The sequence below is a fragment of the Dehalococcoidales bacterium genome (assembly GCA_028716225.1).
Lineage (GTDB): Bacteria > Chloroflexota > Dehalococcoidia > Dehalococcoidales > UBA5760 > UBA5760.
Genome location: JAQUQE010000002.1, coordinates 1 through 20,597 on the forward strand (window position 1 = coordinate 1; position 20,597 = coordinate 20,597).

The 20,597-nt window shown below is 53.0% G+C and carries 19 protein-coding genes and 1 tRNA gene; 9 read left to right on the forward strand and 11 right to left on the reverse strand.

Annotation, left to right across the window (positions count from 1 at the left end):
• Positions 1–208: 208 nt before the first annotated feature.
• The 10 genes from PHI12_01525 to PHI12_01570 form a co-directional block, all read right to left on the reverse strand.
• Positions 209–349, reverse strand: coding sequence for a DUF5679 domain-containing protein (locus PHI12_01525; GenBank protein ID MDD5509481.1), 141 nt, complete (start codon positions 347–349; stop codon positions 209–211).
• Between the two features lie 136 nt (positions 350–485).
• Positions 486–968 (reverse strand): hypothetical protein, encoded by a 483-nt coding sequence (locus PHI12_01530; protein MDD5509482.1) that lies wholly within the window; start codon positions 966–968, stop codon positions 486–488.
• Between the two features lie 34 nt (positions 969–1,002).
• Positions 1,003–1,299: a hypothetical protein gene (locus PHI12_01535; protein ID MDD5509483.1), complete on the reverse strand. Its 297-nt coding sequence runs from the start codon at positions 1,297–1,299 to the stop codon at positions 1,003–1,005.
• 172 nt (positions 1,300–1,471) lie between these two features.
• Positions 1,472–2,743, reverse strand: coding sequence for a DNA polymerase III subunit beta (locus PHI12_01540; GenBank protein ID MDD5509484.1), 1,272 nt, complete (start codon positions 2,741–2,743; stop codon positions 1,472–1,474).
• Between the two features lie 103 nt (positions 2,744–2,846).
• Positions 2,847–3,620: a hypothetical protein gene (locus PHI12_01545; GenBank protein MDD5509485.1), complete on the reverse strand. Its 774-nt coding sequence runs from the start codon at positions 3,618–3,620 to the stop codon at positions 2,847–2,849.
• 302 nt (positions 3,621–3,922) lie between these two features.
• The gene (locus tag PHI12_01550; protein ID MDD5509486.1) at positions 3,923–4,477 is read right to left on the reverse strand and encodes a hypothetical protein; all 555 of its coding nucleotides are present in this window, start codon (positions 4,475–4,477) and stop codon (positions 3,923–3,925) included.
• Between the two features lie 3 nt (positions 4,478–4,480).
• Positions 4,481–5,179 carry a hypothetical protein gene (locus PHI12_01555; protein MDD5509487.1) on the reverse strand — a complete coding sequence of 233 codons (699 nt, stop codon included), beginning with the start codon at positions 5,177–5,179 and terminating at the stop codon, positions 4,481–4,483.
• A 237-nt stretch (positions 5,180–5,416) separates the two neighbouring features.
• Entirely contained in the window at positions 5,417–5,854 is a 438-nt protein-coding gene (locus PHI12_01560) for a hypothetical protein (protein MDD5509488.1), read from the reverse strand.
• The gene (locus tag PHI12_01565; GenBank protein ID MDD5509489.1) at positions 5,847–8,150 is read right to left on the reverse strand and encodes a hypothetical protein; all 2,304 of its coding nucleotides are present in this window, start codon (positions 8,148–8,150) and stop codon (positions 5,847–5,849) included. Before PHI12_01565 ends, PHI12_01560 begins: the two co-directional genes overlap by 8 nt.
• Entirely contained in the window at positions 8,150–8,377 is a 228-nt protein-coding gene (locus PHI12_01570; protein MDD5509490.1) for a helix-turn-helix domain-containing protein, read from the reverse strand. Before PHI12_01570 ends, PHI12_01565 begins: the two co-directional genes overlap by 1 nt.
• 302 nt (positions 8,378–8,679) lie before the next feature.
• On the opposite strand from PHI12_01570, the gene PHI12_01575 reads away from it, so the two are divergent.
• Positions 8,680–9,129 (forward strand): hypothetical protein, encoded by a 450-nt coding sequence (locus PHI12_01575; protein ID MDD5509491.1) that lies wholly within the window; start codon positions 8,680–8,682, stop codon positions 9,127–9,129.
• A gap of 1,225 nt (positions 9,130–10,354) precedes the next feature.
• Here the strand turns inward: PHI12_01575 and PHI12_01580 are convergent.
• Positions 10,355–10,427, reverse strand: a tRNA-Lys gene (locus PHI12_01580).
• A 159-nt stretch (positions 10,428–10,586) separates the two neighbouring features.
• Between PHI12_01580 and corA the strand changes: the two genes are divergently transcribed.
• The 8 genes from corA (at position 10,587) to PHI12_01620 (ending at position 20,586) form a co-directional block, all read left to right on the forward strand.
• Complete coding sequence (gene corA, locus PHI12_01585) at positions 10,587–11,534, forward strand: magnesium/cobalt transporter CorA (GenBank protein MDD5509492.1); 948 nt, start codon at positions 10,587–10,589, stop codon at positions 11,532–11,534.
• Between the two features lie 10 nt (positions 11,535–11,544).
• Positions 11,545–12,312 carry an MBL fold metallo-hydrolase gene (locus PHI12_01590; protein ID MDD5509493.1) on the forward strand — a complete coding sequence of 256 codons (768 nt, stop codon included), beginning with the start codon at positions 11,545–11,547 and terminating at the stop codon, positions 12,310–12,312.
• 46 nt (positions 12,313–12,358) lie between these two features.
• Entirely contained in the window at positions 12,359–12,832 is a 474-nt protein-coding gene (locus PHI12_01595) for a Mut7-C RNAse domain-containing protein (GenBank protein MDD5509494.1), read from the forward strand.
• Between the two features lie 208 nt (positions 12,833–13,040).
• Positions 13,041–14,033 carry a D-glycerate dehydrogenase gene (locus PHI12_01600; protein MDD5509495.1) on the forward strand — a complete coding sequence of 331 codons (993 nt, stop codon included), beginning with the start codon at positions 13,041–13,043 and terminating at the stop codon, positions 14,031–14,033.
• Positions 14,034–14,267: 234 nt separating this feature from the next.
• Positions 14,268–15,818, forward strand: coding sequence for an NAD(P)H-hydrate dehydratase (locus tag PHI12_01605; GenBank protein MDD5509496.1), 1,551 nt, complete (start codon positions 14,268–14,270; stop codon positions 15,816–15,818).
• Between the two features lie 40 nt (positions 15,819–15,858).
• Entirely contained in the window at positions 15,859–16,626 is a 768-nt protein-coding gene (locus PHI12_01610; GenBank protein ID MDD5509497.1) for a type III pantothenate kinase, read from the forward strand.
• A gap of 20 nt (positions 16,627–16,646) precedes the next feature.
• Positions 16,647–17,828 carry a bifunctional phosphopantothenoylcysteine decarboxylase/phosphopantothenate--cysteine ligase CoaBC gene (gene coaBC, locus PHI12_01615; protein MDD5509498.1) on the forward strand — a complete coding sequence of 394 codons (1,182 nt, stop codon included), beginning with the start codon at positions 16,647–16,649 and terminating at the stop codon, positions 17,826–17,828.
• Between the two features lie 67 nt (positions 17,829–17,895).
• Positions 17,896–20,586, forward strand: coding sequence for a valine--tRNA ligase (locus PHI12_01620; protein ID MDD5509499.1), 2,691 nt, complete (start codon positions 17,896–17,898; stop codon positions 20,584–20,586).
• Positions 20,587–20,597: the final 11 nt, after the last annotated feature.

Sequence of the window (20,597 nt, forward strand, 5' to 3'; positions counted from 1 at the left end):
ATTCACATTATAAAATCTAAAAGGCTTTCATTGTGGTAACTATATCCTAACACCAAGACTTGCCATCTTGGCTTACAAGGAAACGGTTAGATTACTTACGGGCTCGCCATATACAATCAAAGCTTATATAGTGTAATGGACACAAATAGAGCTGGATATCCTACCCGATATCCAGCTCATATATTCTGATTATTGGATAACTTTATTATTAGCTCTTACCGATTCTAAACACCTTGGTGCCGCAAACAGGGCAGGTTCCTTGAGTAGCGGGTCTTCCATTCTTCATGGTTATCTGCCTGGGATCCTTGATTTCACGCTTGGTTTTGCATTTTACACAATAGGCCTGCACGGTTTCCCTCCTCTCCTAGTTTTCTCTGAGCTTAAACTAATCGTGAAACAAAGTCAATAGACACGGATGTAATGGCAAAGAAAAAGGCCTGGGGGAGAATCCTCCCCCCAGGCCCTACAGCTAATCAGATAACTTCCTAGAAGTCGAATAGCTCCGGCTGCTCGGATTTCCTTTGTTCCTCAGCTCCATCCCGTTCTATTCGTCTGTCCGCCCTCTCCCTTTCCTGTCTCACCTTGACCCGCTGACGGTATATCCAGTCCTTAAGCCTCTTAAGCTCAGCCATCTGGTAATCATCAAGGCTCTCTACCCGGATATCATCTGGCATCTGGCCACCCTTATGCCGGGTATAGGTTCTGGTAGAAACATAGAGATATATCCGGCTCCAGTCGTGGTCCATCGGTGCGCTTAGTCCGGCGGTATAGAGATAGGCGCAGGCCTCGGCATCGGTACCGGTTTCCTCCTCACCCTTTGAGGCCCTGATGCTCATCTCCAGCCTGTCCATCGTGATGGCTCCCTTAATCCAATCGGGTAAGGTACCCCCCCACCCCCCGGGGAACACCAGAATCGGGTCAGTGAATATCCCCACAATATCACTTACCATATCACCTGTTTTTGGCACAAAAACCCTCCTATATTATTTTGATTTTAATCTCCTAACCGACTAATACCGGCTGCCGGCCGTGGCTGGCTATCCGCCTCTCCGCTTCTACCGCTCCGTCTGGTAAATCATTCCTCACAGCCTTAATCGAGGACTTGATGTAGTCTATCCGCTCAATATCGCAAACAAGGTGCACCAGACGCTGGTCGAGATACTGGGGCAGGTTAGGTATGTTCCGGGCTTCGTTAGCCACAATCCTGGCCTGCGCAAGCGGTTCGGCGGCCTGGTTGACAAACTCCTCCACCATATCCATCGCCTCGCTTACCAGTAGCGCGCTCCATCTAATGGGCACAGTTTCACCTCCTCTCTTTAGATTTGCCCCTGGCCACGCATAAACAAAGAGGGGGCATTACTCCCACGCACTGGGGAGCAATACCCCCTTCTTCTTACAAAAAAAGAGCACAAAAAGGGTGCTTCACAACACCCTCTTTGTGCGTGTCCTTTTTGAGTTCAAGCGTTCAGTTTCAGGCTACAGCGACTGGCTCTCTTACCTTGCCCTTACGCTTCGCTTTCGGCTTTGTCTCAGCTTCAGTTTCTGGCTCGGCTATCTCTACCTCTACCTCTGGCTCTGGCTCTGGCTCGGCTTCCGTTGCCTCATCGGTTACCCCTTCGCTCTCGGCTTCGGCTTCTGGCTTGCCTTCGGCTTTCGGTGTGTGCTCACTGGTAAGCATCGGCATTACCACTAGCTTATAGCCGTTAGTGGTAAAGAGGACTGGCGACTTGCCGTCGGTGAGCTTTAGCTCTGGCATACCGCCACACGCTTTTAACGCCTCGGCAAGGTAACTGCCGTCTAGCCTTACCCTGTTAGCCTCACCCTCAATATCGGCTGGCATTGTGGCTTGTCCCTTATCATCGGGATTAGCCAGCACCATCACGCCGTTATCAAGGGTAATGTCTATCGGGTAAGACTTGTTGTCGGCAAGGGCTCTCAGTGTGCCGATTGCCTTGCCCGCCTCGACGGTGTCAAAGTGAGCGGTGGTCTTAGCCTCGGTCGGGATTAGCCTCTCCCAGTCGGGAAACTTGCCGTCGTCGCTAACCCACTGATAGCGGATTAGCTCGGTGTCAATGGTGAGCGTCTTGATGTCCTCACCCTCAAAGCTAACCCTTGCTCTCTTGGCGCTCCGCAAGGCGTTGGCTATTCCTGCCAAATCCTCACGGCTTATCAGGACTTCGCCCTCTCCGTCATAGTCAAGGCTTACTACCGCCAGTCTAAAGCCGTCGGCGCTTACCAGCGTGAGCTTACCCTCTTTAGCCGTAAAGAGGACACATTGTAATACTGGTCGAGTGTCCTCAGTAGCGGTAAAGGGTAGCACCCTCGATAGCGCTTCCGCTAGCTCCAGACTGCCGATGTTAGGCGTTACGGCGTTACGAGAGGTAACCCTCACCTCACAGAGCGTCATCGGCGTGTTATCACCAATCCACGCTCCGTCATCAAGCTGGCTGATATTAGCTCCACAAACCACCTTAAGCCGTTTACTAACAGCCTGCGTCTCGCTAGCACTGTCAGTAAACGGGGCAACTTTTACGATGTTGCTTCCGTTTAGCGACTTAAGGTAACCGAGTAAGCCCTTACGCCCAATGGTAAAGTCCATAAGCGTTACCCTGTCGGCGACCGCTCTGGATAAGGCGTTTACCAGCGTCGCTTTATGCGCCACAAAGCCTGAGCCTGAACGCTTGCCCTCGATATTCAGTTTTTCCAGTTTATTCACCCCTTTGGCTATCTGGCAGTCGGGCAAGTCCGCCAGCTTCGCCTCTTTAGTAAGCTACCGCATATCTGCGTCTCGCTAGCCTATGCGGTGCTTCCACTATATAAGTCGTCAAAATGACCTCAAAACGTTATCATTGTAGTAGTGTTTTTTGTTCTTGTTTACGATATCGGGTAAGGTAAACTCTATCATAGTTATTGAGAGCCTCACCCTTGTGTAGCTTATGGGCTATGGCTACCAGTCTTGGCTTATAACCTAACTCCCATATACTCTCACTAACCCACGCCCCAAGCTCAAGAGCCTTATCATCGGCTATCAGCTCCCCAAGCTCGGTGGTATTGCCTTCGCTGTCTATGACTGGCTTACTGAGGCTTTCCAGCTTGATAGCCTTCGGACACTCTCGGTATAAGTCATTCTCTTTACACTTTGCCCTTTGCGCCTTGCTACAGCTATGGCAATCTAGACCGCTGTTAGTCCTGTAATAAGCTCTCCAATAGTCGGCTACGCTATGACTGGCAATCCGATACATCACGGCTTCGGTAAACGGCTTGTGTCCGTTATTGCGCTCCACGTCGGCAAGGGTAAGCATTATATCGTGTAGCAAGTCCTCTCTATCCTCTGGCTTTGACTTACCGCTAAACCGAGAGGCTACCTTGTAATAGGTTAGCCAATTGCCCTCTAGCTGGTCATAGCCGTTACCGCTAGACCGAGCTTGCTTTTGCCGTCGCCGTCGGCTAGACTTGATACTGCGCAAGGCTTGTGTCCTGCTGTGCTGTTGGCTCGCTGGCTTTCCGCACCACGGACATACGCCTTGCCTTTTGTTTAGCACCCATACCTTACCGCACTGGCTACAGTGTCCGCCTTGCGATGCTGGCGGTGGTGCTGGTGCTGGTGTCGCTGTTATCATCGCTTGACCTCTCTTTTGTGCTTATTTGCCCTGTTTGAGGCAAGCGCTCAAGGCTTTAAGGCTTTGTTGCTATTCGGTTGTTAAGGTGCTTTTACATTTACAGCTTCATTATTGAACAAAAGAACTTTTGGTTTAACCAGAGGAAGCAATTACATCCTCATCCCCCCGGGGGGAGAGAAAAGGTCATCACAAACGCAAAAAACATATCGTAACAGAGGGAAAGGATCGGTTACCTGACATCAGCAGACGGCCTGTAGCCCAAAAATAGAGGCCGTGGTAGTAGGTTAGGGGGGAATTTTACCCTAGATGCGGATATAGCGCCTTGTCTTGGCGCTTCGCTGTTCGCGGGGATAGTGGTACAGGGCCTGGACGGGGTCTGATACCTGGTCGGGGGGAGCTTCCCGGCCCTTAGCGGTGAGCCGGTAATAAACCCGGGGCGGAGCCGGCGGGTAGTCATCCTGAATTGCCGAGCCTTCGGTATAGCCCGTTTCCTCAACCCAACCCAGTCTCTTGAGGTGGTCGAAGTACCGGGTGAAGCTGGAATAGCGTGCCCGGGTGAGCTTATAGGGGATCCGGCTTAAGTAGTGTTCCAGGAGAAGCTGGTATTCCTCCGCGGTAAAGGCCGGCTTACCGCGGGCGATGTGCTTTTCCTCCGCCCTTTCGGTGGCGTCCCTGGCGATGGCGCGGTGCAGAGCCAGCTTATACTCGCTGTGGACATCGGTCATCGGGGCTCCAGACGAAGGGTCTATCTTCTTTGAGTCCTCGGGGCCGCTGCCCTTGAGAAACTCGATGATGAACCAAGCGCAGCCGAATGGCCTCAGAAAACCACCGTTGGTGGGTCTAATCGGTATTGTCATGGTCTAACAACCTTCCTTCGGTAACAAGCTGCTGCTGGCTTTAGCCATCCTTTTCTCCACCGCAGACATGACTGCAGACGAGTACTCTGCCAGCAGAAATTCCCTGGTTTGTTTCCTGATTTTGGACGGGGAAGCTAGCAGGCGCTGGCAATCGGCAATCTGCCTTTCCAGTTCCTCGGCTCTACCTTCTGGCGTACTGGGCAGAATACGAACCCAGCTAAGACTGTTCTTTAGCTTGTCGATATACCTTTTGAGGCATGCTTTCAGCAGCTCACTCTTGATGATAGGTCTATCCTTTTGATCCTGCTCCCACTCCTGTAGATATTGAAGAAGCGCATCTTCGGGTAAACCCAGCTTGAAACTTACCTCCTCCACATTCCAGCCGCAGTCAAATAACCTCAAGGCTTGTATTTGCGTATCAAGCTCATCAATTCTACGCTTCCTCTCCTCGTTGAGGAACTCTTCCAGTCTCCATTGCTCTTCCTTAACTGAGACCCTGAGCTCAGTAAGCCTGGCTTCGAGGCCGTTAACTTCAGCAAGCTTAGCTTTCACCTGCTCGTCGGCTACCTGGGCACCCAGCTTCATAAGGTCCGCGTTAGAAAGATGAATCCTATCCTTAACCAGCTCAAGCTGCTCATAAACCTCCTGCGGCACTCGAAAAGTAACCACCTTGCTTCCGCATCTTTCCCTATTTCCTGTCATGTTATCCTCCTTAAACAGCTAGCATACCTGTTGCGTATACTGAAGCGTATACCATGGCTGTATACCAGCCCCGTATACCATACTCGGTCTTGCCCTCAGCATATACTTGGTAGAGGGGGTAACCCCCTCTGGGGAGATCCCAAAACTCCGGTATACAGTTCAACTTAATCAGGCACTAATCCTATTGCTTTAGTGGTATACATTAAGTAGTATGCCGCTCGACTTACTGGTCATTAGCTAGTCTGGGGAAATGGTACCCCATAACCCTTTAGACAGCTTATCTCCCAATACCCTCCTGGCGCCTTCGACACCTATTACGCGAGCTCCGGCCAGTTTCTTTGCCTCATGTATCAGGCGCAGGGAGTCATGGTTAGCTTTATCCCGGCCTAACATATCAAGCTCATACTCTATGTAGACCGGGTATCCCTTGGGGTAACCAGCGCTTACTTCATCCCGGCAGACCACGATGATATCGTCATCCAGGGCACTGCATTTCCACAAGCACCACCCCTGTTTATCCCAGAGCTCACCGGTACGCCGGGCAGCATCCTCAGCCTGAGCCAGTACCTCGAGCTGTGCCAACTCCTTCTCCCAGTAAGAGGTATCCATGCCCTTTTCTCCGGCAATCTTGATGGCTTTCCTGCCTCTTTCTATCCTGGATCTGATATCATCCACTTTGCTTGCTCTCCTCTTCATCCAAGAATTCATCCCAGGGATCTTTGTCTTTGACTGATTGGTTGGAATCAACAGAAATAAGGGCAGTATCACCAGCGGTAGATGGTGTTACTGCGTTACCGAGCCTGTTTTTCAAGCTAGAATCGGTAACATAGGGGATGTTACCGTCTGTTACCGTGTTACAGGCCAGGTCACTCAACACCGGCAGCCCCTCAACATCAGGCATCGGCTCGCCAATAGTAAAGTCCGCCGGGTATCCTTTCCTCAATTCCCTATTTATAAGCCAGCCTTCTTTGAGGGCCTTCTTTGCCCTGCGGTGGGCTGCCATCTTGCTGATGTTTAGGTAATCGGCAAGCATTGTGCCTGTTACTCGACTGCCCTCGGTTCTCGCAACTTCGAGTACCCGTACCGCTTCCACCAACTGCCGAATCGTGGTGGCAGTTCCGGAGACGGAATAAACATACATCTCGCTCACCAGTTCCCGAACCGTCTCGTAGTCCTCGGGTAAAGCTATCAGGTAACCTCCACCATCAACACTCCGCTTATTATGGCGGATAATGGTAACTGCCTTTATCATGGAAAGAAGTCGGGCAAAGTCCCTGAGGACCCTTGGCGCTGAGGCCGATTTCCCCAGCGCTGCCGCCAATTCCCGGGCAAAAGGTACCCTTACCCGCCAGGGCACCTTCAACTGTAGATATGCCTGAAACGCTATCAGTCCGCTGTTCAGGGAGCGCGGCCCTTCCGTCTCAAGCTCTGCCTGTACGTTAAGGGCAGCGCAAATCTGCTCTTTAGAATCACCCAGTTCCAGGGTGAAGAGCCGGGTCATCAATTGATGGCCCAATGGATTGGTGCTGGTGGTAATGAGGACGGTGGGTCCGGGTTTGCTTACCTTCTTAACCTTATAGTCACCGGTAACCTTATCACGCACGGTGACTTCATAGTGGAGGTGTTGGTCCTGCAGTAGATTACGGATGGCGCTGGCGGCGGGATTATCCTCACCAGCGGGAAGGCTGTCAGCCTCCCAGAATACCAGTAGTTTGTGCTCTAAATCGGCATCGTCGTAGATGATGGTTCTGGGTGAGCCAGCGTCAATAATATGTTGCGCTTCATAGGGAAGTAATTTCTTCGCCATGGACAGGGTGTGGTTTTTACCGCTTGAGCTGGGCCCGCTCAGTAACAGATGTACCGGCATGGCGCCGTCTCTCATCGCCAGCAGCCGTGATGTCGCTGCCAAATAAGTGATGATAGCCGGCTTCAAATCCCCTCCATAGCCTAGCCCCAAGATAGCACCCTTAATGACCTCGAGCGGATCCTCGGCCTCAATTACCGCTTTCGCCCCTTTGTATGCCTTATCTAACTGCTCGCTGTCTTTATACTCCTTTAGTATCCGACCTGGCTTCGCTTTTTCCTTTAGCTCATTTAGGAGAGCGAGGATATTACAACTCTGGATATGGGCTTCGCTGATATCTTTCATTCCCTCGGGAGCCTTTATGAACATGAGATCAGGGACACTTTTCAATACCCTCAATACGAAGTCCTCGGCCTCAGGCTCCTGCCAGAGGTATACCGCTAATCCATCCAGATACCCTCCCCATTCTGTTCGCCATACCCCTTTCCCGGGTATTCCTAAAGTCGGGATCCCATGAAACCAACCAGTCCAACAGTCTGATTCACCCTCTACTATCAACACCCAACCGGCTTTCCTAATCTGCTCTAACCGGTTTAACCCATAGGGTATGGGGTGGTCTCCCTTGCGCCACCTGAAGCGGCTATCACCGGTTAGGGCCAGGCGGAAGCGGATAGCGGCTTCATCGCCGTCTTCGGTGGAATAAGGTATTCTTAGGGCGGGCTGACCGCGGTATTTAAAATCACTGATACCTAAAAATCTCAAGAACTCTACTGGCAACTTTTTGGCTTCTGAGAGGCTGTTAATGGTAACACCGGTAACATCCGGTAACGTAGGGGGTGTTACCGGATGTTGGGTGGTATCCAAAGCTAAATCACCCCTTTGTAACGGGTCGGTAACGCGGTAACACCCCCTACCGAATGTAATATCTCCCCTCCCATTATCGGCATAACCAAGAGAGTCATAACCCAACGCACCGCAGATATCCCGATAGCTGTGCCGGCCCCCCTGGCAGGTTACCAGGGCCTTATCTCCAGCGTCCTTTAGAGTCAAATGCTCCTCTGGTGTCCTATGGCCCGGAGCTGGACAATTCGCTACCCAGATATCACCACGCTTACAGGCACCGGTAAGCCTGGAAAGGATATCATCGATACTACGTGGTTGGTTCATTACCTAACTCCATTGTTATCATCCGGGTTATACTGCCCTGCTTCCTCGAGCATTCGTTTCAGAGCCGCTAGAGGCACTACCATTCGGCGTGTACCACAGCGGATCACGGGCAATTGTCCCAACCGGGCCATTTCGTATGCCGTGGCTCGAGATATCCCTAACATACTACCGACGGCAGGGATATCGATACATAAAGGCTCGACTGGGTTATTGTCGTTTGTTCGCATCGCTAGCTTCCTTGTTCGTCATTACCGGAATTATTATCAGCCGGTCCCGCTTCACCCTTACCTCAACCTTGGAAGGTTTATTATGCCTCATAAGCCACTCCTTGGGCACAATAACTACATAGCTGTACTCCCCAACTTTATAAAGTCTCTTGATCAATCCCATATTTCCCCTTGACAATAACGACGTTATATGATAATCTATATTCGTATCTTACGATAACACGATATACGCTATTGTCATATATATCCGTTATCATACTTAGATTAGTTTGTCAAGTACTTTATAACGAAGGAGACGAAGAATGAGAAGATTTCCTATAGAAGTTAAGGTGTTTGTTATCGAAAAAAGGCGTGACGGTAAGGAGTGGAGCGAGATTAAACAGGCTATCCGGGAAACGTTTAACATGGAGCCTCCAACAGTACGTGCCATGCAGCGCTGGGATAAGGAACTGGACCGCGCCGCCCTCAGTAAGGCCCTCAAAGAAAGGGCTAAAAAGGATGCTCAGGTTGCCAAAGAGCAGACGGTGACCATGCTAGCACAGGATCTGCTCCCTACCCTCTGGAAGGCCGTTGATGCCGGCGAAGAGCTCGAATACACCGGCTGGAACTGGTTTTTCCGACTTGTAGAGACCAGCTTGGGAACTCAAAAGTTCAAGAGCTTCATGGGCCGCTACCTGAAAGAGCGCGAGGGGCAGCCTGAACTCATGCCTGCTCAAATAGATTGGGCTTCAGAAACCCGGACTCAAGAATAATCACAACAAGGAATAAAACGATGAGAGGGCATATTAGACAGCGAAGCAAAGGTGGATGGGAGATTACAATCGACATCGGCAGAGATCCGGCGACCGGCAAGCGCTTGAGACATTTTGAGAATGTGAGGGGTACTAAAAAAGATGCCCAAAGACGTTTGGCAGAGCTTACCATCACTGTTGAGCAAGGCACTTATATCAAGCCACAAAAACATATGACCCTGGCATTTTGGCTACGCCAGTGGATCGACGGATATGTATTAAGTAACCTTGCAGAAAAGACGAGAGAAAGCTATACCCATGAATTGATCAATTATGTAGTTCCTTCACTAGGAAACATCAAACTCAGCGAACTAAGGCCCAGCCACATTAATGGTTACATATCTAAAGCATTGACTCAAGGCCGTAAGTTAAGAAACGGCGGCCTAAGCAAGCGCACCGTTCAATATCATTACCGCATCCTGAGTAAATCACTCGATGATGCTGTCAGGGCAGGTTTATTATCGGTTAACCCTTGTAAAAGCATCAGCCCTCCACGTCATCAACAAACATCCATACCCTCCTTCGGACCTGATGAACTGGACAGATTGATTACTGCTCTTAAGCAAAGCAATTTCTACCTCTATTACTACACGCTCTTACTCACCGGTCTTCGTAGAAGCGAATTACTAGCCTTGAAATGGAATGAGGTGGATCTTGAATTAGCTTCTATATATGTGTCGCACAGCCTACACAGATTAGATGATGGTACCATCGTTATTAAGGAACCAAAAACCGCCCGCAGCCGGAGACCTGTCGATCTACCAATTTCCTTGGTAACCTTGTTAAGACAATACAAGAACTCCCAGGAAATGGAACGCCTAGTGCTTGGCGGAAAACTCTCTGAAAATGATTTTGTCTTTGCTCATGCCGACGGTAAACCGTTGAACCCAAGTACGGTAACGCATACCTTCGCTAAGATAATCAAACGTGCCGGATTATCTTCTATGCGCCTGCATGATCTTCGTCATATCCATGCGACTATGCTTCTAAAGGCAGGAGTGCATCCGAAAGTCGTCCAAGAACGCCTCGGCCACAGCAGTATCACCACAACCCTAGATATATATTCCCACACGGTACCAGGGCTGCAAAGAGCTGCCGCCGAACGCATTGACACCCTACTACCAAAACATATTGATGATGAAGAAAATGTCGGCAAAATGTCGGCAGATGGTAGTAAGATTACGAGTAGGCCGTACAGGGATCGAACCTGTGACACCCTGATTAAAAGTCAGGTGCTCTACCAACTGAGCTAACGGCCCACAGCTTCAAATGAAGTTTAGCAAATCTCAAGCTATAGCGCAAACTCGATAAGGCTGCGGCAATACCGGAAAGCACCTCGCTAATTCCGTCTTTTCAAGTGCTACCCAACAACAATTATGTATGATAGAATATACCCAGCATTTAAGGGGTGAACTACAATGACTGTTTCTCATCTCGAAAAAGAGGAGAACCTGAACCTACAGTCGCTCACCTGGGGGGAACTAACCTGGATCAACATCGAGAACCCCACAGAACAGGATATCGAGTACCTGGCGCAGCACTATCCCTTTCATCCCCTGGACCTGGACGACTGCCTCAGCCGGATACAGCGGCCCAAGATCGACAAGTACAACGACTACCTGTTCCTGGTCTTCCACTTTCCGGTATTCTACAAGGAGGCAAGGGTCACCAAGGCCGGGCAGCTATCGGTGTTTATCGGCCCCGACTACCTGATTACCATTCACAAGGGCGATCTCAAGCCTCTGGTCAAGCTCTTCAAAGAATGCGAAATCGACGAAGAATCGCGGCAGGAGAACTTCGGCGAGGGCTCCGGATACCTGCTCTACCGGATCGTCGACCGCCTGGTCGACTACTGTATCCCGATATCCAACAAGATGCTGGAGAATATCGAGGACGTGGAAGACGGGATTTTTGCCAGCACGCGGCACAGCCAGATCAAGGAAATCTCCGTTATCCGGCGCGATATCATCGCCTTCCGCCGCATCATCTGGCCGATGAGGGCGGTTATCGGCAGCCTAGAGCCCAACATCCGCCGCTTTACCCAAATGGACCTCTCGGTATACTTCGGCGATACGGTCGACCACCTGGACAGAATATGGGACGCCCTGGACGAATATAAGGAGCTGATCGAAGGTCTTAACGATACCCACGACTCGCTGATGACAAACCGCACCAATAAGGTCATACAGCTGCTGACCATCATTTCCACCATCCTGCTGCCGACTACTCTGATTGCCAGTATCTGGGGAATGAATATCAACCTGCCTTTCCAGAACTCCGGCCACCCGTTCCTGTATATTATCTTAATCATGGGCAGCATTATCGGCGGCATGCTCTTTTTCTTCCGCCGCAAGAAGTGGATTTAGTAATCCGACCATGAATATCAAAATCCTCGGCGCCCACAACTGCGAATCACAAAGCACGCGGCTCACCAGTCTGCTGGTAGACGACACCCTGGCGCTGGACGCCGGCGGGTTGACCTCCAGCCTGTCGCTTGCACAGCAGATGAAAATCAAGGCAGTGCTGCTCACCCACCAGCACTATGACCACATCAGGGACATTCCCGCTCTGGCAATGAATTTCTACCTCCATAAAACCGGCTTTGACATCTACTCTTCAGCGGCGGTATATCAGGCCCTGGCCGACTGCCTGATGAACGGCAGGCTCTACCCCAACTTCCTGAAAGAGCCCGAGCCGAATCCCACCATCAATTTCACTGCGGTGGAACCGCGGCAGAACTATCGAATCGAAAACTACAACGTCGTGACCACCGAATCGAATCACTCGGTAGTAACAATCGGCTACCAGGTCACCGCAGCGGACGGCAAGGCAATGTTCTATACCGGAGACACCGGACCGGGACTGGGATGCTGGCAGCAGGTATCTCCCGACCTGCTGGTTATCGAGGTTATCGCTCCCAACCGATACGAGGACTTTGCCCGGGAAAAAGGACACCTCACCCCCTCCCTCCTGAAGCAGGAGCTCGCCACCTTTCAGAAGCTTAAGGACTACCTGCCGCAGGTAGTCCTGGTACACCTTTATCCCGACCTGGAGGCAGAAATCAAGACCGAAATAGACGCGGTCGCCAGGTCCCTGGACCACCCCATCACCATCTCCTACGAAGGAATGGAAATCGACCTGTAAGGCTATCCGAAAGATAAGAGGGAGAATAATAGACATCCCGAAATTTATCGTCGATGCCAATACGGGCAAACTGGCCAGGTGGCTGCGGATGTCAGGATACGATACCCTGTTCTTTCAGGGCGAAGATGACGCCCAGATGATATCCATTGCCGGAGACGAGGGCAGGGTGATACTGACCAGGGACACCCAGATTATGAGAAGACGGGTGGTGACCGGCGGAAAAATTAAGGCCATCCTTATTCGTAGTGACGATTCCGAGCGCCAGATGCTTCAGGTAATAGATGAGCTGCACCTGAGCCCGTTCTTCAATCCGTTCACCATCTGCCTGGAATGCAACCAGCCCCTGACGGGACAAAGCAAATCCCAGGTCGAAGGACGGGTACCCCCCTATGTCTTTCAAACCCGGGACCAGTATATGGAGTGCCCCCACTGTCATCGACTCTACTGGAGAGGGACCCACTGGCAGGCAATGACAGAGAGGCTAAACAAATTCAGCCGACACTCCCGAGAAAGACTGTGATTCTTGACCCGCAGAATCAAAATATATTACACTTTTACTGGATGTTAGTCACCGTAAGTAACCTTCCCCGCAACCGGTAGAACGGCAAAATAGGGGGGTGCGCTCGTTAGCCTCTCGGCATGCCAAGGACAATACTCCTGTCCATCCCGTCGCAAGAGCGCCCCTTGTGAGATAAGACACAAAAATATTTATAGAACAAGGAGGAGCAATGAAACCCAAGGTTTTCGTGACCAGACGTGCGATCAATAAAATCGCCCCGGATGACTACAAGCAGATGGAGCAGGCATGCGAGCTTGAGGTATTTCCCCTCGACCGGATTATGGAAAAGAAAGAGCTGATGGCAGGGGTGAAAGATAAGGACGGCGTTCTCATCTCCGTCGGCGACCCCTACTTCGATAAAGACATCATCGCGGCAGGAAGCAAACTGAAGATAATCTCCACCATCGGCGTCGCCTTCAGCCATATCGACATCGAAGCGGCGGCGGCTAAGAAAATATCCGTGACCAACTCCCCCTCCCAGGACATAGCCAGCGCCGTAGCGGAAGCAACCTGGGCGCTGCTGCTGGCAGTGACCAAACGAATCGTCGAGGGCGACCGGGACGTCAGGGCAGGCAGATTCCTCGGCTGGGGACCGGCCGACTACATCGGGGCCGACATTCCGGAAGGAACCCTGGGCATCGTCGGCTTCGGCAGAATCGGCAGGAAGGTGGCCAAGATGGCGCAGGGATGGGACATGAGGATTCTATATGCCGATGAAATTCCAGCCGACCCGGCTACCGAGAAGGAACTGAATGTAACCAGAGTTCCCCTGGAGAAACTGCTTAAGGAGTCCGATTTCATTACCCTGCACTGTCCTCTCATCCCGGGGAAGACCTTCCACCTTATCGGTGAGAAGGAATTCGCCATGATGAAACCGAACTCCTATCTGGTCAATGTCGCCCGTGGTCCGGTCATCGACGAAAAGGCACTGGTGAAAGTACTCAAGGAAAAACGGATAGCCGGAGCCGCTCTCGACGTTTTCGAGAACGAACCCGATCTAACCGAGGGCATGGCCGAGCTGGACAACCTGGTGGTCACACCGCACCTGGCCAGCGCCACCTGGAGGGCCAGAAGGTCTTACGTCTCCCTGGCTATTCAGAACCTGTTAGCCGGACTGCGGGGAGAGGTCCCGCCCAACCTGATAAACGAACCTGCCAAGTAAGACGCTAAAGAAGCAGCGGACTTAAGAAGGGCCGGGGCCGAAAACAAGAGCCTGCTCCAGTCTGCCGTCCCCATGGCAAACCGCTACCTCCAGAGAGCAATATTACTAATACTATGTTCATCAGCCCACGGAGCGAATTGCCCGACACAGGAATTTGACCGCCGACCGGAATATTGCTACACTCAGATTGCTAGTAATACCTGAGGCGGGCTACTTTTTACGAGAGGAAGCACCGTGAAGATTCTCACTGCTAATCAGACACGCCAGGCAGACCTGGACTGTGCCAATATCGGCTTGCCGGCCGACAAGCTTATGGAAAACGCCGGAGCGGCAGTCGCCGAGGAAGCCGGGGAAATACTGGGCGGCGTTAGCGGGAAGACCATCCTGATCCTGGTCGGCCCGGGAAACAACGGCGGGGACGGGCTGGTTGCGGCCCGCCACCTTCACGACCGGGGAGCCGAGGTCAACATCTTCCTCTTCAGCGAAAGACCGCCGGATGATCCGAACCTGATACTGGTCCGGGAACGCAGCATAAACTGCGTCGACGCCACTAAGGAGACCGCCCTGGACCAACTGGCAGACCTGCTGCCAACAACCGGTGCCGTTATCGATGCCGTATTCGGAATCGGTAGAATTCGCCCGTTTCACGGCACCCTGAAGAAAGCCCTGGATATGATCAACCAGGCAAAGAGGCCCGGTATGCGCATCATTGCCGTAGACCTACCCTCGGGTCTGAACGCCGATACCGGAGCAGTCGACCCGTCCTGCCTCTATGCCGACAATACGATTACCCTTGCTTTTCCCAAAATCGGCCTGTTCAAATACCCCGGCGCAGAGAGAACCGGCCGGATAACCACGGCCGATATCGGCATCCCCGCCTACCTGGCCGAGCAGGCCACCGACGAGCTGATCACCGCCGACTGGGTCAGTTCGGCACTACCCAGGCGTCCGCTTAATGCCAATAAGGGGACCTTCGGCAAGGTCATCATCGTTGCCGGCTCGAGCAACTATATCGGCGCAGCCTACCTGGCCTGCAGCAGTGCCATGCGCGTCGGCACCGGACTGGTAACACTGGCAACAGCAGCCAGAATACAATCGATTATCGCCGGCAAGCTTACCGAGGCAACCTACCTGCCGCTACCCGAAGCGCACCCCGGTATCATCTCCCCGGGTGCCGCCAAGTTGATACGCCAGAATCTTAACGGCTATGATGCATTGCTTCTGGGCTGCGGGCTGGGACAAAGCCAGCCGGTAGCCAAATTCATCGAGGAACTGCTGCTAAGAGTAAAAACAACGCTGCCGCCACTCATTCTGGACGCCGACGCTCTCAACATCCTGGCCAGATTCCCTAACTGGTGGCAGCGGTTGACCGTTGACGCTATCCTTACTCCGCATCCCGGCGAAATGGCCAGACTGGCTGAGGTCACGGTAGATGAAGTGCAGTCAGCCCGAATCGAAATCACCAAAGAGATGGCCAGAAAGACGAATAAAACAATCGTCCTGAAAGGGGCCTGTACCGTTATCGCCACACCGGACGGCCGTACTCGAATCAGCGCAGCAGCCAATCCGGGACTGGCGTCGGCCGGAACCGGCGACGTCCTGAGCGGGATTATCTCCGGGCTGGCAGCGCAGGGGCTGTCACTCTTTGACGCCGCCGCCGCAGGTGTATTTCTCCACGGGGAAGCCGGTGAAATGGTCAGATCCCGGCTGGGTGATGCCGGTATGATTGCCAGCGACCTGCTTCCGGTACTGCCACTGGCGATCAAGCAACTAAAAGAGGAATAATCGCTAAGATTTACTTTAGGGACAGGACTGAACAGATAAGATGCTATTAGCTATCGATATCGGAAATACCGATACAAAACTGGGGGCCTTTGAAGACACCAAGCTCCGGGCCACCTGGCATATGGCGACCAATATTCACCGTACGGCGGATGAATATGCCGCCATTCTGCTCAACCTGATGCACCACCAGAAACTGGATACGACCGATATCACGGCGGCAGCCATATGCAGCGTCGTACCCCCGCTGATCACTACCTACGAGGACCTCTTTCAGCACTATTTCAAGCTTACGCCACTGGTGATAGGAGCCGGTGTCAAGACCGGGGTTTCGATACATATGGACAACCCCAGAGAGGTCGGCGCCGACCGTGTCGTCAATGCCGCCGCCGCCCACCACCTCTACGGAGGCCCGGTCATAGTTACCGACATGGGGACGGCAACCACTTTCGACGTCGTTTCAAAGGAAGGCTGCTATCAGGGAGGATCGATTGCCCCGGGGATAAACACCGCAGCCGAGACCCTGTTTATCAAGGCAGCCATGCTGCCGCGGGTAGAATTAATCCATCCCAAACATGCTATCGGCACCAGCACCGTCACCGCGATGCAGTCGGGGATTGTTCTTGGCTACGTATCGCTGATCGAAGGTATGATCACCCGCATCCAGCAAGAGCTGGGAGAAAAAGCCCGGGTGGTGGCTACCGGAGGCTGGTCCACTATCATCGCTAAAGAAACAAAGGTATTCGACGTGGTAAACCCCGATCTGACGCTGATCGGACTAAGGCTCATCTACCTGATGAACCGATCCTGAAGTAGCGGGCAAGGAGAAAAATGCTAACCGGGAAGACAGTAGTACTGGGAATAACAGGCAGTATCGCCGCCTACAAGGCCGCCGAGCTTGCCAGCAGGCTGACCCAGGCAGGAGCCATGGTCGAGGTAGTAATGAGCGAAGCGGCGACAAAATTCATAGCTCCGCTGACTTTTCGTAATATTACCGGCCGGCCGGTAGTAACCAGCATGTGGAATACCGGGTCCGAGTTCAGCATCGAGCACATCGCTCTAGCCGAGGCGGCCGACGTCGTGGTCATCGCCCCGGCTACCGCCGATATCATTGCCAGAATTGCGGTCGGTATCGCCGACGATATGATCAGCTGCACCGTGCTGGCGACTAAAGCACCGGTGATACTGGCACCGGCAATGAACGTCAACATGCTCCAGAGTCCGATTACCAAACACAATCTGGCCGCACTGAAAGCGAGGGGGTTTGCCATCATCGAACCCGACTGCGGCCGCCTGGCCTGCGGCAAAACAGGCAAAGGACGACTGGCCGAAACGGAGAGGATTATAGCCGCCATCAGCCAGATACTGAATAAAGTAAACGACCTGGCGGGAAAACATATCGTGATTACCGCCGGTGGCACTCAGGAACCGATCGACCCTGCCCGTCACATCGGCAATCGTGCCTCGGGTAAAATGGGGTATGCTTTAGCCGAAGCGGCCAGGGATAGGGGCGCCGTTGTCTCGCTGATTACCGCTCCCACCATGCTGCCCGCACCGGCCGGTATAGACGTCGCCCGGATTAGAACCGCCGCCGAGATGAAAAAGGCGGTAGCCAGGGCGGTAGTTCGAGCGGATGCCCTGATTATGGCAGCCGCCGTCTCCGACTATCGGCCCAGGAGAACCGCCAGGACCAAGATTAAGAAAGAACGTCCCGTCCTGAACCTGGAGCTAATCAGGACGCCGGATATTCTGAGCCAGGTGAAGGGGGACTTCCTTAAGGTCGGCTTCGCCGCCGAGACTGACAGCGTCATCGCCAACGCCAGGCAAAAGCTGGCGGATAAGCAACTCGATCTGATAGTCGCCAATGACATCACCGATACCGGCAGCGGTTTCGGCGTCGATACCAACCGGGTAACAATCATAGACAAACAGGGCAATGAGGAAACCCTGCCCCTGCTCAGTAAGAGAGAAGTGGCAGACAGGATACTGGACAGGGTAGTCAGGCTTTTTTAGCACTCCGGAGCTTTAGATGACGAAGCACCCTTTTTGAGACTTGAACTAAACGCGGGAAAAGGCAACTATGACGGAACAGACAAAGATGGAAGAAGAAATGGCCAAGGCGTATCAACCGGGCAAGGTCGAGCCCAGGTGGTATCGGTTCTGGATGGAGAAGGGCTATTTCACAGCCAGGATAGACCCGGGAAAGAAGCCTTTCGTCATTATCATGCCCCCGCCCAATGTTACCGGCGAGCTTCATATCGGGCATGCGCTGACCGCCACCCTGGAGGATATCATGACCCGCTGGCACCGGATGAAGGGTGAGGTGGCGCTATGGCTCCCCGGATTCGACCACGCCGGAATCGCCGCCCAGGTTGTGGTAGAACAAATGCTGGCCAAAAAAGGGCTGGACCGGCACCAACTGGGACGGCGGGAGTTCCTGAACAGGATGGACCACTGGGCAGAGAAGTGCCGTACAACTATCACCGGGCAACACCAGAGGCTGGGGGTTTCCTGCGATTGGAGCCGGGAACATTTTACACTAGACGAGGGACCGAGTCGGGCCGTGCGCACCGTCTTCGTCCGTCTCTATGAGAAAGGCCTGATCTACCGCGGGGAGAGGATTATCAACTGGTGCCCCCGCTGCGCCACCGCCGTCTCCGACCTCGAGGTCGACCACAAAGACGTCAACGGGCACCTGTATTATGTCAAATATCCTCTGGCGGAAGACAACCATGAGTTCATTACCGTCGCCACCACCCGCCCGGAAACAATCCTCGGCGATACCGCGGTAGCGGTCAATCCCGATGACAGGCGGTTCAGCAACGTCATAGGCAAGAAGGTCATACTACCCGTCGTGAACCGGGCAATACCTATCCTGGCTGACGAAGCGGTCGACTCCGGCTTCGGAACCGGCGCCGTCAAGATTACACCATCGCACGACCCGGTCGACTTCGAGGTATCACAGCGCCAGGGGCTGCCTCTGATCAACATTATGAACCCGGATGCCACCATGAACGACAACGCCGGACCCTACGCCGGCCTCGACCGGTTCTCCTGCCGCAAGGCAATACTGGCCGACCTGGAGAAAGAAGGCCTGCTGGTTAAAGTAGAACCTTATTCCCATTCGATCGGCCACTGTCAGCGCTGTCAGACAATAATCGAGCCGGTGGTCAGCAAGCAATGGTTCGTCAAGATGGCACCTTTAGCCCAACCGGCTATCTCAGCCGTAACCAGCGGGGATATTCGAATCGTCCCCGAGCATTTCACCAAGGTCTACCTCAACTGGATGGAAAACATCCGCGACTGGTGTATCAGCCGACAGCTATGGTGGGGGCACCGCATACCGGTATGGTACTGCCGGGACTGCAGCAGCCTCACGGTAGCCGTCGAGGATGTCAAAGAATGCTCCTCTTGCGGCTCGGTTAATATAGAGCAGGACCCGGACGTCCTCGATACCTGGTTCAGCTCGGCGCTTTGGACTCACTCAACACTGGGCTGGCCCGATGATACCGAAGACCTGCGCTATTTCTATCCGACCACCGTCATGGAAACCGGCTACGATATCCTCTTCTTCTGGGTAGCCAGGATGATCATGATGGGCATCGAAGACACCGGTAGGATTCCTTTTAGCACCATATATCTTCACGGTCTGGTACGGGACGAGAAGGGCGCAAAGATGAGCAAGGTCCGGGGCAATGTAATCAACCCGCTCGATACCCTGGACCAGTACGGTACCGACGCCCTGCGCTTCGCTCTATCCACAGGCACATCGCCGGGAAACGACATCAAACTGACTACGGAACGCCTGGAAGCAGGCCGCAACTTCGCCAACAAGCTGTGGAATGCCACCCGGTTCATAATAAGGAGCACTACACCCGGCAGCACGGAAACCGGAATACAGGAGGGGTTGCTCCCGATAGAAGACCGCTGGATTCTGTCCCGGCTCAATCACACCATAAGAAATGCCACCAATCTGATGGAAGAGTTCCAGTTTGGTGAAGCACAGAGGCAAATACATGATTTTCTCTGGGGAGAGTTCTGCGACTGGTACATTGAAATCGCCAAGATCCGCCTCCAATCCGCCGTGGGCACCGTTTCACCCGTCCCGATCCTGGTCCATGTCATGGAGACATCGCTCCGTCTCCTGCATCCCTTTATGCCCTTTTTAACCGAGGAATTATGGCAAAACCTGAAATACAGTGCGCCGGCACATCAGGACACGGAATCGATAATGACAGCCCCCTATCCCGAAGCCAGGGAAGCAGCTATGGACCCGGAGGCGGAACGCGTTATGTCATCGATAATCGAAATCATACGCTCTATCCGCAACATCCGGGCCGAATACAAGGTAGAGAGCAACCGGTGGATTACAGCACACGTTTACGCCGGCAGTCTTTCGCAAGCAATCAGCCCCTACTGTGAAATCATCCAGAATCTAGCCAGGGCAAAACCGGTCACCTTCCGCACTGACCGGCAAGAAAGAACGGCCGGGGGAAATGCTCTGGTAATGGTGCTCGGGGAGACCGAGCTAGCAATACCCATGGAGAGTATGCTCGACCTGGCTGCGGAGAGAAAGCGTCTACAAAAAGAGATGGCAGAAATCCAGTTCACCATCGCACAACTGGAAGCCAGGCTAAAGGACAGCAACTTTCTTGCCAAGGCACCGAAAGCCGTTATCGACAAAGAACAGGACAAACTGACCTTAAGGAAATCAAAACTGGAAAGGCTCCGGCAACAGCTCGATTCCTTCAAAAACGGAGAAACAGAGTAGACTTCCCCGAA

Excerpts from the sequence above, each read along its gene's own strand:
- PHI12_01545 (MDD5509485.1), bottom strand. The coding sequence starts at position 3,620 with ATGATAACAGCGACACCAGCACCAGCACCACCGCCAGCATCGCAAGGC.
- PHI12_01550 (MDD5509486.1), bottom strand. The coding sequence starts at position 4,477 with ATGACAATACCGATTAGACCCACCAACGGTGGTTTTCTGAGGCCATTC.
- PHI12_01555 (MDD5509487.1), bottom strand. The coding sequence starts at position 5,179 with ATGACAGGAAATAGGGAAAGATGCGGAAGCAAGGTGGTTACTTTTCGA.
- PHI12_01565 (MDD5509489.1), bottom strand. The coding sequence starts at position 8,150 with ATGAACCAACCACGTAGTATCGATGATATCCTTTCCAGGCTTACCGGT.
- PHI12_01570 (MDD5509490.1), bottom strand. The coding sequence starts at position 8,377 with ATGCGAACAAACGACAATAACCCAGTCGAGCCTTTATGTATCGATATC.
- PHI12_01575 (MDD5509491.1), top strand. The coding sequence starts at position 8,680 with ATGAGAAGATTTCCTATAGAAGTTAAGGTGTTTGTTATCGAAAAAAGG.
- corA (MDD5509492.1), top strand. The coding sequence starts at position 10,587 with ATGACTGTTTCTCATCTCGAAAAAGAGGAGAACCTGAACCTACAGTCG.
- PHI12_01590 (MDD5509493.1), top strand. The coding sequence starts at position 11,545 with ATGAATATCAAAATCCTCGGCGCCCACAACTGCGAATCACAAAGCACG.
- PHI12_01600 (MDD5509495.1), top strand. The coding sequence starts at position 13,041 with ATGAAACCCAAGGTTTTCGTGACCAGACGTGCGATCAATAAAATCGCC.
- PHI12_01610 (MDD5509497.1), top strand. The coding sequence starts at position 15,859 with ATGCTATTAGCTATCGATATCGGAAATACCGATACAAAACTGGGGGCC.
- coaBC (MDD5509498.1), top strand. The coding sequence starts at position 16,647 with ATGCTAACCGGGAAGACAGTAGTACTGGGAATAACAGGCAGTATCGCC.
- PHI12_01620 (MDD5509499.1), top strand. The coding sequence starts at position 17,896 with ATGACGGAACAGACAAAGATGGAAGAAGAAATGGCCAAGGCGTATCAA.